Origin of the sequence: Staphylococcus sp. NRL 16/872, from assembly GCF_022815905.2 — a bacterium.
GTDB lineage: Bacteria > Bacillota > Bacilli > Staphylococcales > Staphylococcaceae > Staphylococcus.
In genome coordinates, this window is sequence record NZ_CP119327.1 from 2408209 (window position 1) to 2422312 (window position 14104).

A 14104-nucleotide genomic window follows, 5' to 3' on the forward strand; every position below is an offset into this window, starting at 1 on the left:
GTCAGGTTTCACCTCTTATAAATATTTCTTCAAGTAGTTAGGATGGCTTTCAACTGATTTAAATTTAGCTTCGCCGATCTTGATGAGCCACAAATAGACTTTGGCAAAAGCAGTCGATGTACGACGACGTGCGACCCAAATACTGAAAACACTACCTAATACTAAAATTGCGATACAAAGGATGGCGCTTAGTAATGGTGGATGAGACGGCACCATGTAAACATTATCTAAGATATCGACAAATACTTGATGTGTGATGACGTATACGAATGCTACGATAACAAGCATAGCGATACCGATAATGCGGCCCATAACACCTCTATTTAACGCTACCATTTGGTTCCAAGATACAGATAATGACCAAGCTAAGATGAACGCACTGATTAATGTGTAAGCGTTATGCTTACTTGTTATGAAAAAGATCACCGCAATGATAATCGCAAGTGCTCGACCTAACACTGTCCAAGCGTATGAGCGTTTAACGTTAGGTGGTGTAGGAATGTTAAAGCGTTTTACAATTGAACCTGATTGTAGGAATAAGGTTGCTTTAAACACACCGTGTAAAATCAAGTGAATAATCGCAGCGGAATAGACACCGAGCGCACATTGCACAAGCATGAAGCCCATTTGGCTCATCGTAGAACCTACGAGTTGGCGTTTGTAATCTACGTGGACCAAGCTAATGCCTGAACCGATTAAGACAGAAATACTTGAGATAATTAACAGTATTGTTAACGCGATATGGTTATCAAATACTGGTGAAAAACGAGTTAAAATAATGCCACCAGCATTTACGATACCTGCATGCATAACGGCAGATACAGGCGTTGGCGCTACTACTGATTCAATCAACCAACTTTGGAAAGGATATTGCGCTGCTGGGATAATGACCGCAAGCACAAGTAATAAATCTACTAATAATTTCATGCCGTAACCCATTGCGTAATCGTAATTTTGCGTTGGGTCAATCGTCCAATCTCCAGTTCCGACATATAATAGGATGACTGCTAATAATAAAGCGAGCCAACCGATAATAAATGAACGTGCAGAGACTTTGGCTGCTTCTGCAGGTACCTTCCATGAGCGGTTTAAACGAATTAATTGTGTTAAGCAAAATAATGTAAGTCCCCAACATAATGTCATTAGTCGTAAATCATTACTTAACCAACCAACTGATGCAAATACTGTCGTAAAGGTATAGAGTGTGAAATATTTGCGATAGTTACGATCTCCAAGTAAATAACGCATTGAGAACTTTTGAATGATAAATCCTAAAGCTAATACGAAAGCACCGACTAACCAAGCGAGTTTATCTAATGCAAAAATGCCTACAATTTCTCTATCCTGAATTGTAATTAAACCAATCACTCCTACGATGACAGGTAGTAAGAGTAAAATTAAATGTAAACGTATGTATTGTACAGGGACCGACGGAATCAAAAAAATTAGTCCACTCAGCACTGCAATGACAAGCGTTATAAAAAATAGTGTCAGTAATAAACTTGAACTTAACATTGCTGTTCCTCCATCTTTCAAACTAAATTAATATACGAAAATACCTGCAACAGACTAGTTTTGTTCCTATCATTTAAGGTTTCAACTAACTATCGCAGGCTTCTTTAGAACTCATTTGAATATGTTATAAATGTTTTTATAAGCTACCTTTTAATTATGTATATAAGACTGTCTAGTATTAACTATCATTTTCAGCCTTTTATTTTATCGATAATTTCTATACTACATATTTCTTACCCTTCAATTAAACAATGGATATATTTTAATATAAAACTTCCTTGCATAATTGCTTGATAAAGACTTATGTAAAAAATTCGCGTAATAACTACAATATATGAAAATAATAACTAAATGTCAAACATTTATCATAGATAGAACGAGTAACATTAAGATTTAGAAGCGAATGATTAATTTAGTAGAATGTATATCGTTTATTTAAGAAGTTTCACACTTAGGCATGACTGACTGTTATAATTTATCGGAAAATCATCGTTTATGAAGCGCTTTCCGCAACTTAGGGATTAATGCCCTTTTATTCAATAACGCACGTTATACTGTATTTAACATTTAATAAGGAGGTACTCAAAATGGGAATCATTTCTGGTATTATTGAACTTGTTAAATTCATCATCGACTTAACTAAAAAATAAGTCTTACAAAACGCACATAGAGTTATTAAACAGTAAGGTTTTCTTCAAACGAAAACCTTACTATTTTTTTGCTAAAATGAAAGAAACGTTTAACCGAGAAATAACTCGATTAAACGTTCGTGGATAAAATGAATTTATTTTGTTATCTATAAAATAACACATTTTTGAGTGTGTGCATGTAACAATTCTGTGAAGTCGCTTAAATCTTTATTAAATTAAGTCCTTATTTCAACATAAATGATGCTTAACCTATGATTAAAGGTTGTAAATCTAACCACTCTCAATGATAATATACCTTACAACACATTATTGCAATAGACCAACATCATTTTAGAGAAAAAGGTCGGGACAAAACATAAATCGATTTCCTAGCGCACAAATCTTTTATGTCTCAACCTTAATAACAACATAGAAAGGACATCTATATGCAACACTTCAAACACTTCTCTTTCATTTCCATTTTGTTGACAATTTTAAGTGGATTTATTGTTTACACTACACTATTTACCAATTTATACAACTATACTATCGTTAATTTTTGGTATTGGCCTGGCGCCTTAATTATCTTCCTCACCCTTATTTTAAATACATTATGTTTGTTATTAAATATGCACATCATACTAAATGTGATATTGTTTATTTTTAATATCGTTTTATTAATTATATTTACCTCACCATTTTTATTGAATTAAATTTACTAATAACTGAATTAAGTGTTTCATAGTCCACAATTATTTTTATTAATTAATGTATATTCTATTTATTCACCTATAAAAAAGGGTATTTATATAGTGAAGGTTTTATGATCAAGCGAATCATTAATCGTATATACATACTAATACGTTCGAAATTTCATACATAATGTGAAGTAGGTGTTAATATTGATAGAACATTTAGAAAAGAAAAATCGGAAAACCTTAAAAGTATTAGCGAATATTTGGCTTAACGCAAATATAGATTCACACTCTTTTATAAATAGCCGTTATTGGATAGATAACTATAGCAATATGTTGAAATCAGTAAAAAAAGCTGACGTGTATGTTTATAAGAGAAATAATCTCATTGTCGCCTTCTGTGGATTAGAAAGCAATTACATTAAAGGTTTATTTGTCAAAGCAGAATTTAGAAATGAAGGTATCGGAACAGAATTAATGCATCATTTGATGACAATCCATGACGAACTAACATTAAAAGTATTTGCCGAAAATAAAAAAGCCCTCCATTTTTATGAAAAACTACACTTTGTCACGATCGACACTAATATCGATACGCTAGACAATGAAGAACTTCTAATGAAATGGACCAAGCCTACGACTGAATAAAACTAAAATGAACCCCCTCTAACTATAAAGATTAGAGGGGTTCATTTTGAATGTTATAGACAATTTTGATCATCTTTTTCAGAAAGCAAGTCTCTAATCCCTTTATATTCCCTATGCACTCTTTCAACTACTTGGCCATAATCAAATGTTAAAAAATTTTCAGGAAAAGGAAGCTTTTTAGTTTCCAAGATTTAAAGTATTCAATTTTTCCGAAGATTTAGCAAGTATTAAAAATTCTTCATAAATTTCAAAGTAACTTACACCTTTAAAGAAGCTATCTTTTTTTCAATACTTTCAATTTCCTCATCTTCAGTAGTTATCATATGTGTGTAGAATTGAATACCAAGCGTTTTTAATTCATCGATATATTTAGTGACTTCAACAAAATCATCTTTACTATAAATAGTCTTATGAAAGGCAACTCTTTGATTTTTCTTATATTTTTCTAAAAAGATTAAGTAATGTTTAAACATAAATTTCACCACCATTTCCATTTTCATTTTTCTACATTTCATATTTTTCTCAATACAAATAGCCTAGTTTATATTTTTCATCATTATTTAACCATATTTAAAGTTCACATGGAAAACGTATATTACTAATTTAAGATAAAATTAAATAGACATGGAAAAAGAAAATAATTACTATTATAAATATAACTAATACATAATTAATATTAATTTACATGTATAAGAACACTAAAAATTAAAATAACAAAGGGGAAAGCAATGAAAAAGATATTTGGCGTTTTATTGACAAGCACATTAATTTTAGGAGCATGTAGCACTCATCATGAAATTAGTGATGTAACTAATAAATTTAAAAAAGAAGGTCTTAATGTAGATAACTTAAAAAAGATGAAACGTGAAGATTTCGGCATGGCACCTATGAAAGCTAAAGATGCTAAGATGTTCACAGTAACAGATAATAAAAATGCTCGTATCTTAAAATTTGAAAATGAAAATGATTTAAAAGATACTAAAAAATATTATGATGAATTAGGCAAAGCGAGTGGAATCTTTTATTCACATACTTATGCTAAAGACGATATTTTAATGCAAATGAATGGGGATATTGACGATAAAGTATTCGATAAATATAAAGATGCAATGAAAGAAGCTTTAAAATAAAAAAGGCTACTTCGACTTAATAAAGCATAAGGGGGATAAAAAATGAAAAAAGTATTAAGTTTATTGTTAACAAGTACATTGTTTTTAGGCGCATGTAATCAATTAGAAAATAAAGATACTCATTCTAATAGTAACGAACATAAGAAACCTGATAATAAAGCCAACAGTGCTAAGGATAAAATTTCAGATAGTAAGTTAAGTAAGAAACACAAATCTGATAAAAATAGCAAATCAAGTGACAATCATAGTTCAATTGAACAAAGCACTAATAATAATAATAATAAACAATCTGAAAATAGCAATTCTGATAGCAATAATAAATCTTCAAATAGTAATCCAAATACTAATCCAAATACTAATATTAATTCTACTACAAACCAAAGTAATCATTCTGAATCTACTAGACAAGCTACATCTAATCAAAAACAACAAAATAATGAACAACAAAGTCAGTCACAGGCTACTCAAAGTCAAAATAATAACGGACAAAGTAGCCAATCTTTACAAACTACCCAATCAAATAAACAGCAAGATATGAATACACCTACATATAAGCAATATCAAGAAGCTCAAGCATTTACAAAAGATACACAAGCTAACCCTGGTAAATATGAACATATTGGAGGAGGACCAGGGTTAACTTCTGATGCCGGAGAAACATATACCCAATATAAACAACGTGTACAAGAACAAACAACACCACCAGCACAGTAATGTTATAAGTAAAATTCTACATTATCTTTTAATCAAAATATAACTTAAATTTCGACTTCATCCAACCTAACTCTGTCCAAGTTCCATATTATTTAGTACAAATAACCCCCTCTAACCGCAATAGTTAGAGGGGTTCATTATTCTTATTTTTTATTCTTATTCAATCATAAGCTTTAATTTATATAACATAATATTATGTTTATTAATATCCTGCCTCAGCTTTTTCTCTATCAGTTCTAGATTTCCAATCAGCAAAGCTCTCATCTTCATCTGCATAATTCCATGCAGCTCCACCTCCGCCAGCTCCACTTGCTTTTTGTTCAGGTGTTAAATGAGTTAACGCGTATTGACTTTGTTTAGCATTTAGATAGTCTTGATATTCTTTACTGTTAATATTCTCATTATTGGAGTTACTATTTGTTACATTATTATTTTGTGGGTTTGTGTTAGTTTCAGTCTGGATCTCTTGCTGATTATTAGCATTGCTTGAAGCTTCTTCGATATTAGTATTCTGTGACGTAGCATTCTCCATAGAATCACTATTCATTGTATTACCATTTTGTGGATTTATATTAGCTTCAGTCTGTGTCTCTTGTTGATTATTAGCATTACTTGAAGCTTCTTCAATATTAGTATCTTTATCTCTTGAATCTTTACTAGATTTCTTGGATTTCTCTTTCTTTTTTACTTCTTGTTTATCTTTTGAATCTTTACTATTATCACTATCATTCTGACCACATCCAGTTAATAATAAAGTGATCGCTAAACTAGGTACTACTAAATATCTAAATTTCATATTTTTCATTCCTTTTATTTTTTAATAATATTGTAACACAATATATTAATTATAGTCTCAAAAATTTTTATAATAAAATTAAATATTTAACGTCCTAATTTTTTTCTTATTCTAATTTACAAACTAAAAAAATAACCCTCTAACAACAACGGTTAGAGGGTTTCATTATTCTTTTTTCTTATTCCCATTCAATTGTACTAGGTGGCTTAGAAGTAATGTCATAGACAACGCGGTTAACGTGATCCACTTCATTTACAATACGGCTTGAAATCTTTTGTAAGACTTCCCAATCGATACGTGCAAAGTCACTTGTCATACCATCAATTGACGTTACAGCACGAATACCAATAGTGTGGTCATACGTACGGTAATCGCCCATAACACCTACTGATTGGATACCTGGTAATACTGTGAAGTACTGCCAAATCTCTCTTTCAAGACCTTCTTCGCGAATAACTTCACGTAAAATCGCATCTGATTCACGTACGATTTCTAATTTATCTTCAGTAATTTCACCTAGTACACGAATGCCTAATCCTGGGCCTGGGAATGGTTGTCTCCATACTAAATGTTCAGGAATACCTAATTCAATACCTAATGCGCGCACTTCATCTTTAAATAACGTGTTAATTGGCTCAATTAATTCGAACTCCATATCTTCTGGTAAGCCACCTACGTTATGGTGAGATTTAATCGTTTGAGCAGTTTTAGTACCTGATTCGATAACGTCGGTATAAAGTGTACCTTGCGCTAAGAAATCTACATCCGTTAATTTAGCCGCTTCGTCATCAAAGACATATACGAATTCGTTACCGATAATTTTACGTTTTTGTTCTGGATCAGACACGCCTTTTAATTTATCCATAAAACGATCTTTAGCATTCACACGGATAATATTCATGTCGAAACCTTCACCGAATTGTTTCATTACCATGTCCCCTTCGCCTTTACGAAGTAAACCATGGTCCACGAAGATACATGTAAGTTGGTCACCAATAGCTTTATGTAATAGCACAGCAACTACAGATGAATCTACACCACCACTCATCGCACATAACACTTTACGGTCGCCAACACGTTCACGAATCTTTTCAACTTCGTTTTCAATAAAGTTCTCCATTGACCATTCGCCAGTACATTCACATACGCGACGCACGAAGTTTCTTAATAAGTCATTACCGTATTCAGTATGACGTACTTCTGGATGGAACTGCACGCCATAAATACGACGTTCTTTATCTTCAATCGCCGCATAATTCGTACTTGGACTATCTGCGATTACTTCGAACCCTTCTGGAATTTCAATTACTTTATCAGAGTGACTCATCCACACTGTTTGTTCCTCTGGTAAACCGAAGAATAACTCGTCAGATTTAGCATTAATTATTGCTTTACCATATTCACGTTCATTTGCGCGTTCTACTTTTCCGCCTAAAAGTTTAGTCGTCAATTGCATACCGTAACAAATACCTAACACAGGAACGCCTAGATTATAAATTTCAGGATCAATTGTAAATGAACCTTCCTCATAAACTGAATTAGGTCCACCTGACAAGATGATGCCTTTAGGATTCATACGCTTGATTTCTTCAATAGAAATTTCATGATCATGCAACTCACTATAAACGCCCATTTCACGAATACGACGCGTAATAAGCTGGTTATATTGACTACCGAAGTCTAAGACAAGAATCAACTCTTGCTCTTTAGCCATTTCCATAATTGTGAAGCTCCTTTTAATTGATTTTATGTAAATAATAGAGAAACGCTTTCCCTCACGCGCAATTTTTAAGTTATTTTTTGAAAATGAACAACTCATTTTACAGACGCATGAGAGTGAAAAGCGTTCTCTGAATTTTATCTCACAAGGCTACCTAGTCATGTCATTTGAAATTAGAATGAATAGTTAGGTGATTCTTTAGTAATTTGTACATTATGTGGATGACTTTCTGCTAAACCAGCAGGACCCATACGTGTGAATTGTGCTTCTTCACGTAATGTTTTTAAGTCAGGTGAGCCAGTGTAACCCATACCAGCTCTTACGCCACCCATAAGTTGATAAACTGTATCTTGTAATGGTCCTTTGTAAGCCGTACGACCTTCGATACCTTCTGGAACAAATTTTCTTGGAGATTTATCTTCTTGGAAGTAACGGTCGTTTGAACCTTTTTCCATTGCGCCTAAAGAACCCATACCACGATAAACTTTATATTGTCTACCTTGGAAGACTTCAGTTGCACCTGGACTTTCTTCAGTACCAGCTAAAAGGCTACCTAACATTACTGCATGTCCACCAGCAGCTAATGCTTTAATAATGTCACCTGAGAATTTAATACCACCATCAGCAATAATCGCTTTACCGTGTTTACGTGCTTCAGTTGCACAATCATAAACTGCTGTAATTTGAGGCACACCTACACCTGCTACTACACGTGTTGTACAAATTGAACCAGGACCGATACCTACTTTAACTACATCAGCGCCCGCTTCAAATAATGCACGTGTCGCTTCAGCTGTAGCAACGTTACCTGCAACAATTGTAATTTCAGGGTATTTTTCTTTCATTTTCTTAACTTGTTCGATTACGCCTTTAGAATGACCATGGGCAGTATCAATAATTAAAGCATCTACACCTGCTTCAACTAATTTTTGCGCACGAACTTCAGTATCTTTAGACGTACCGATAGCTGCTGCAGCTAATAAACGACCATGCGCATCTTTTGCTGCATGAGGGAACTCAAGTACTTTTTCAATATCTTTAATCGTAATTAAACCTTCTAAACGGCCCTTTTCCACTAAAGGTAATTTTTCGATTTTATGTTCTTGTAGAATCGATTCTGCTTCATCTAATGTTGTGCCAACGGGAGCTGTAATTAAATTTTCTTTTGTCATAACATCAGAAATTTTGATTGAAAAGTCTTCAATAAAACGTAAATCACGGTTTGTAATGATACCAACAAGTTCTCTTGATTCTTCATCACTCACAATAGGTACACCTGAAATACGATATTTACCCATTAATGCTTCTGCTTCATACACACTTTCATCTGGAGTTAAGAAGAATGGGTTCGTAATAACGCCATTTTCTGAACGTTTAACTTTTTGTACTTCATCAGCTTGCTCTTCAATGCCCATATTCTTATGAATAACACCTAATCCACCTTGACGAGCCATAGCAATCGCCATTTTAGATTCAGTTACTGTATCCATCCCAGCTGAAATCACTGGAATATTTAATTTGATTCTATCTGATAATTCAACACTTAAATCAACATCGCTTGGTAATACGTCTGACGCAGCTGGAATTAATAAAACATCATCAAAAGTTAATGATTCTTTAGCAAACTTATTTTCCCACATTTGTAATACAGCCTCCATTTTTATAAAGTTAGTCCTATTATTTCACATTTTCTTCGCTTTGTTTATATTTTATACCGTTAAAAAAGAAATTAAGAATAATTGCAGAAATGGCACCTAATACAATGCCGTTTTGAGTTAGCCAAGCAAATTGTTCACCTAATGCTTTAAATGCTTGAGGTACTGCACTTATACCCGTTCCTAAACCAACAGATACAGCAATAATTAATAAATTATTTTGATTTTTAAAATCAATATGACCTAAGATACTCACACCATACGCCATTACCATTCCGAACATCGCTATCATAGCGCCACCTAACACAGGTAAAGGAATGATGTTAGCTAAAGCACCTAATTTAGGGATACAACCACAAATCAAGAGTAAGACAACCATGCCGTAAATAATGTTATTTTTCTTAGCACCTGATAAAGATACTAAACCTACGTTTTGAGAATAGGCAGTATACGGAAACGAGTTGAAAATCGATCCCAAAATAATTGCAAGACCTTCTGCAGTGTAACCTTTACGGAAATCTTTACGTTCAAGCTGTCTACCAGTAATCTCACTTAACGCATGATACACACCTGTAGATTCTATCAAGCTAACAATGGCCACAATAGTGAACACTAATGTCGCTCCTATATCAAATCCAAATCCTGAAAATCGGAATGGTCGAGGAATACCAAACCAGTGGGCTTGACCTACTTGATTAATATCTACTAAACCAAACACACTAGCTAAAATAGTTCCTACTACTAAACCAATAAGGATAGCAATAGATTTTAAAAATCCAGTCGTAAATCGTTGTAATAAAAGAATGACGACTAATGTTACGCCACCTAAAATTAAATTTTTAGGATTACCGTAATCTTTGGCACCTTGTCCCCCAGCTAAATAATTCATCGCTACAGGCATTAAATTGATACCTATAATCGTTACAACACTTCCTGTTACAACAGGAGGGAAGAATTTAACTAAATATGAAAAGAAAGGTGCAATAATAACTACTAAAATACCAGATAAAAATAGCGAACCATAAAGAACGTCTAATCCTTTAGTTTGGCCAATTAATATCATCGGTGCTACCGCTGTAAAAGTACATCCTAGAACGATAGGTAACCCTGTTCCAGTGACTTTGTTCGCTTGTAAAAAAGTAGCGACCCCACACATAAAAATATCTACAGTTACTAAGTAAGCAATTTCTTCAGGTGTAAATTTAAGACTAGTCCCTACAATAATAGGTACTAGAATCGCCCCTGCATACATTGCTAATAAATGTTGAAGGCTTAAAATGAAATTTTTCATTCATCGTCACCTAGTAAAGTAACTTGATTCCCCATAAGAGAAGCTACTTTACATAATGAAGAAACCGTTAAACCTGCTTCTTCTAATCTTTGTCGTCCATCTTGGAAACTTTTTTCAACAACAATACCAATACCCACTGTCTCAGCTTTGGCTTGTTGTGCAATATCATATAACCCTAAAGAGGCATCCCCATTAGCTAAAAAGTCATCGATAATTAAAACTTTATCATTTTCACCTAAAAATTCTTCAGACACGATAACCGTACTCGTTTTATTCTTCGTAAATGAGTGTATATCTGTACTATAAAATCCATCTTTCAATGTGCTTGGTTTCGCTTTCTTTGCGAATAAGCAAGGCACATCAAAATGTAGTGAAGCCATAATTGCTGGCGCGATACCTGACGCTTCAATCGTTAAAATTTTAGTAATACCTTTATCTTTAAATTGATCGTAAAAAGTTTTACCAACTTCGTGCATTAACTTTGCATCAATTTGATGATTAAGGAAACCATCAACCTTTAAAATCTTTTCATCAATTACGACGCCATCCTCTTTGACTTTCTGTCTAAGCGATTCCACTTTAAAACCTCCTCAAAATATATACAAAAAAATCCTAAAACTTTGAATAAAGTTTCAGGATCTATGAGTGAACAGGCAATACATCTAGGATAAACGCTTAAGATAGCGATGAATTTAAATGTATCATTCTAAAAACACTTTAAACTATACAATTTGTTCAATCTCATAGAGAAACTTTAGCTATACGCCGACCTCCAAAGTTAAACAATGCTATACATAGTATTTCTAGATGACCATTAAATCAAGTCTTCCTCGAATAATATTGTCACTGTACCCATAGTCATGTCGTTTGCGGCAACATGGTAGAAACTTCTAAAGCCATATTCTTTAGATTATATGAGCGATATAAATTATTATTGATAATAGCAAATTTTTGCGCTGTTTTCAATATTTGAAAACAGATAAAGCCTAATATCATAGTATTTATACGTGTAAGCGTTTTATTAAATGATATCTACCTACATTTGTAAACTATTCTCGTTTAATTATATAATTATTATAGGTTAGTTTTATAAACATTCATTAGGGTATATTTTTATTAAAAGTAGGACGAAAATTGGAGGACGATTAATATGCCAGATATTACAGTAGTAGATAACCAAAATGAAATTTATAATGTGATTGATAAGAAAAAAGCGGAAGGGTATTCAGAAAATGAATTAACTGTTGTAAGTAAAACTAAATTACATTTAGACGACTTACATGATTCTCAAATTACATTAATGGCTACAAGTGGTTCATTCAGCGATCGTATGTCTAGATTGCTTACAGGAGAAGACGGTGAAGAAGCAGTTTTAACACGCTATAAATTATCCGATGAACAATTAGAAAAATATAAAAAAGAAGTGCTTAATGATAGAATTTTAATCGTTGCTAATAAAGATAAAAGTTCACACAACGAAGTAGAAGAAAATAATTCTGCTTACGAAGAAGTTGATATCACACATTACGCAAACGAATCTAAAGGGCCTAAATCATAAAGAAACCTAAAAATTTAATTATATAACATCGTAAAATGACCTTAAATCCAAGTGCGTTTTGCGATGTTTTTTAATTGTCATTAATATTTACTTTTTTTCTTCATGATAACCTACTTTACAAATGTGCTATACTAAAACAAAAAATTGTGGGGGTGACATTATGAAATTTCATACCGTCCAATCTTTTAATGATGACTATTTTAATAAGGCACTAGATTTTTATAATAGGCAACTCGATATTGATTTTTATGAAGATAGCTCAATAATAAAAAAATCTTTGCAAAACAATAAAACTGAAAACGACTATGCTTTTATTGTAGGTCTCGATGATGATGAAGTCATTAGTATAGCAACCGCTCATTATGAAGCAACAACCAACTCGGCATTTTTAATTCATTTACTAGCTATGGATCACACTAATCATGATGAAATCATTTCGGAAACTATAGAAGAAATTGAAATTCAATTAAATAAACTTTCTAATAAAGTTCATTCTAAAGATATTAATTTTATAATGACTGAGGTCCCTCAAGAAATAAATAATAGTAATCATAATGAAGAAAAGTTTAAAAAACGCCTGCATTCGCTTTTAATTAATGGTTTTGAAAAACAAAGTGAAATCGAATATTTACATCCAAACTATTCAACAGAAACTTCGCCATTTGAAGTTGATCTATTTATTAAATCAAACATTGAATTAACTAAAGATATTTATCCGGCAAGTGTTAAATCAAATTACATTCTCAAGTACGTCTTTGCAATGGTATTTCTAGAGATATTATTTATCCACTCTTAGAACGTATGAATTTACGTTTCCCCCTATAAGAACACTTGAAATGAGCGATATAAAGGGTTAAACTAAATAGCGAGGTTAGACTGACGTGTCACTGACCGAAGACCGACGTCAGTGTAAATAAATATATAGAAACGAAAGGACTTTCAGCTATGTTAACTAAAGAATTCGCTCAACGTGTCGACCTAAGTGAAAAACAAGTCCGCAAAATTGTACAACATTTAGAAGAACGTGGTTATCAACTTAGCAAGACAGAATATCGTGGTCGTGAAGCCACTGATTTTAAAGAAGAAGATATTGAACTATTCCAAGATATCGCGGAAAAAGTTAAACAAACTAATAGTTATGATTTAGCATTTGAAGAATTAGAGAAAGAAAAAGATTTTTTACAAGTCATCGTTAAAGAAGATAATGAACAATTGCCTGCTGACAATAGCGTGACTCAATTAGTAGATGATTTACGTAATGAAATTCAAAAAATGCGTGAAGAACGTCAAATGCTTGGGCAAATGATTAGCCAAGTCCACCAACAACAAAATGAATTAAAAGAACTTCAAAGTCAAATTACTAATAAACTTGAAGCTAATAATGAATCTTTACAAGCGATTCAAACATCTCAAGAAGCGATTCAAAATGCTCAAAAAGAGCAATCTGAATACACTAAAAATGAGTTAGTTAAAGAGATTAACGATAATAACCAACAAGCGATAAAAAATACAGCTTCAATGAGTAGACCCTCAACAGAGAAAAAAGGTTTCTTAGCAAGATTATTTAATATTTAATTAATATATCATTCAAATTCAAACCGTAGTCTTTATCGACTATGGTTTTTCTTTTTGAGAAAATAAAATTTTTAATATTTAAGCTCATTTAAAACTACATTTTTAATAAATATAATTTCAATTTTTATTATAAGCTATTGAAATAATATTAAAACAATACTATCCTTATTAAGTAAAT

At 32.4% G+C, this 14104-nt stretch carries 12 protein-coding genes, 2 pseudogenes and 1 riboswitch; of the genes and pseudogenes, 7 read left to right on the plus strand and 7 right to left on the minus strand.

The annotated features are described in order from the left end of the window. Positions 1-15: 15 nt before the first annotated feature. Positions 16-1515, minus strand: a complete 1500-nt coding sequence (locus MT340_RS11900) for an NADH dehydrogenase subunit 5 (RefSeq protein ID WP_243590125.1) — start codon at positions 1513-1515, stop codon at positions 16-18. 587 nt (positions 1516-2102) lie between these two features. Between MT340_RS11900 and MT340_RS12915 the strand changes: the two genes are divergently transcribed. Next, entirely contained in the window at positions 2103-2165 is a 63-nt protein-coding gene (locus MT340_RS12915; RefSeq protein ID WP_089046351.1) for an alpha family phenol-soluble modulin, read from the plus strand. 1007 nt (positions 2166-3172) lie between these two features. Beyond that, positions 3173-3487, plus strand: a complete 315-nt coding sequence (locus tag MT340_RS11905) for a GNAT family N-acetyltransferase (RefSeq protein WP_284120793.1) — start codon at positions 3173-3175, stop codon at positions 3485-3487. A 257-nt stretch (positions 3488-3744) separates the two neighbouring features. Here the strand turns inward: MT340_RS11905 and MT340_RS11910 are convergent, their stop codons facing one another. Continuing rightward, positions 3745-3960: a hypothetical protein gene (locus tag MT340_RS11910; protein ID WP_243590127.1), complete on the minus strand. Its 216-nt coding sequence runs from the start codon at positions 3958-3960 to the stop codon at positions 3745-3747. Positions 3961-4215: 255 nt separating this feature from the next. Between MT340_RS11910 and MT340_RS11915 the strand changes: the two genes are divergently transcribed. Then, a complete protein-coding gene (locus MT340_RS11915; RefSeq protein WP_243590128.1) occupies positions 4216-4617 on the plus strand; it encodes a hypothetical protein in 402 nt (133 codons plus the stop codon). 42 nt (positions 4618-4659) lie between these two features. Beyond that, on the plus strand, positions 4660-5331 hold the full coding sequence (locus MT340_RS11920) for a hypothetical protein (RefSeq protein WP_243590129.1): 672 nt from the start codon (positions 4660-4662) through the stop codon (positions 5329-5331). Positions 5332-5533: 202 nt separating this feature from the next. On the opposite strand, the gene MT340_RS11925 is transcribed toward MT340_RS11920, so the two are convergent. The 5 genes from MT340_RS11925 to xpt form a co-directional block, all read right to left on the minus strand. Then, positions 5534-6127: a hypothetical protein gene (locus MT340_RS11925; protein ID WP_243590130.1), complete on the minus strand. Its 594-nt coding sequence runs from the start codon at positions 6125-6127 to the stop codon at positions 5534-5536. A gap of 178 nt (positions 6128-6305) precedes the next feature. Beyond that, positions 6306-7847, minus strand: a complete 1542-nt coding sequence (gene guaA / locus MT340_RS11930) for a glutamine-hydrolyzing GMP synthase (RefSeq protein WP_243603895.1) — start codon at positions 7845-7847, stop codon at positions 6306-6308. Positions 7848-8020: 173 nt separating this feature from the next. Next, positions 8021-9487, minus strand: coding sequence for an IMP dehydrogenase (gene guaB / locus MT340_RS11935; protein ID WP_243590132.1), 1467 nt, complete (start codon positions 9485-9487; stop codon positions 8021-8023). Between the two features lie 37 nt (positions 9488-9524). Beyond that, complete coding sequence (pbuX, locus tag MT340_RS11940; protein WP_243590133.1) at positions 9525-10793, minus strand: xanthine permease PbuX; 1269 nt, start codon at positions 10791-10793, stop codon at positions 9525-9527. Continuing rightward, the gene (xpt, locus tag MT340_RS11945) at positions 10790-11371 is read right to left on the minus strand and encodes a xanthine phosphoribosyltransferase (protein WP_243590134.1); all 582 of its coding nucleotides are present in this window, start codon (positions 11369-11371) and stop codon (positions 10790-10792) included. The genes pbuX and xpt overlap by 4 nt, the downstream gene beginning before the upstream one ends. 257 nt (positions 11372-11628) lie before the next feature. Next, positions 11629-11731: riboswitch (purine riboswitch) on the minus strand. A gap of 212 nt (positions 11732-11943) precedes the next feature. Here xpt and MT340_RS11950 point away from each other — a divergent pair. The 3 genes and pseudogenes from MT340_RS11950 to MT340_RS11960 all read left to right on the plus strand — a co-directional run. After that, entirely contained in the window at positions 11944-12351 is a 408-nt protein-coding gene (locus MT340_RS11950; RefSeq protein WP_243590135.1) for a general stress protein, read from the plus strand. A gap of 160 nt (positions 12352-12511) precedes the next feature. Beyond that, positions 12512-13176, plus strand: a pseudogene (locus MT340_RS11955) (hypothetical protein). A gap of 120 nt (positions 13177-13296) precedes the next feature. Next, a pseudogene (locus tag MT340_RS11960) lies at positions 13297-13785 on the plus strand (DNA-binding protein); the annotation flags it as partial. Positions 13786-14104 lie beyond the last annotated feature (319 nt).

What these genes read in the sequence shown, in the direction of transcription:
- MT340_RS11900 (WP_243590125.1), bottom strand. Translation starts at nt 1,515, where the DNA reads ATGTTAAGTTCAAGTTTATTACTGACACTATTTTTTATAACGCTTGTC.
- MT340_RS11905 (WP_284120793.1), top strand. Translation starts at nt 3,173, where the DNA reads ATGTTGAAATCAGTAAAAAAAGCTGACGTGTATGTTTATAAGAGAAAT.
- MT340_RS11910 (WP_243590127.1), bottom strand. Translation starts at nt 3,960, where the DNA reads ATGTTTAAACATTACTTAATCTTTTTAGAAAAATATAAGAAAAATCAA.
- MT340_RS11915 (WP_243590128.1), top strand. Translation starts at nt 4,216, where the DNA reads ATGAAAAAGATATTTGGCGTTTTATTGACAAGCACATTAATTTTAGGA.
- MT340_RS11920 (WP_243590129.1), top strand. Translation starts at nt 4,660, where the DNA reads ATGAAAAAAGTATTAAGTTTATTGTTAACAAGTACATTGTTTTTAGGC.
- MT340_RS11925 (WP_243590130.1), bottom strand. Translation starts at nt 6,127, where the DNA reads ATGAAATTTAGATATTTAGTAGTACCTAGTTTAGCGATCACTTTATTA.
- guaA (WP_243603895.1), bottom strand. Translation starts at nt 7,847, where the DNA reads ATGGAAATGGCTAAAGAGCAAGAGTTGATTCTTGTCTTAGACTTCGGT.
- guaB (WP_243590132.1), bottom strand. Translation starts at nt 9,487, where the DNA reads ATGTGGGAAAATAAGTTTGCTAAAGAATCATTAACTTTTGATGATGTT.
- pbuX (WP_243590133.1), bottom strand. Translation starts at nt 10,793, where the DNA reads ATGAAAAATTTCATTTTAAGCCTTCAACATTTATTAGCAATGTATGCA.
- MT340_RS11950 (WP_243590135.1), top strand. Translation starts at nt 11,944, where the DNA reads ATGCCAGATATTACAGTAGTAGATAACCAAAATGAAATTTATAATGTG.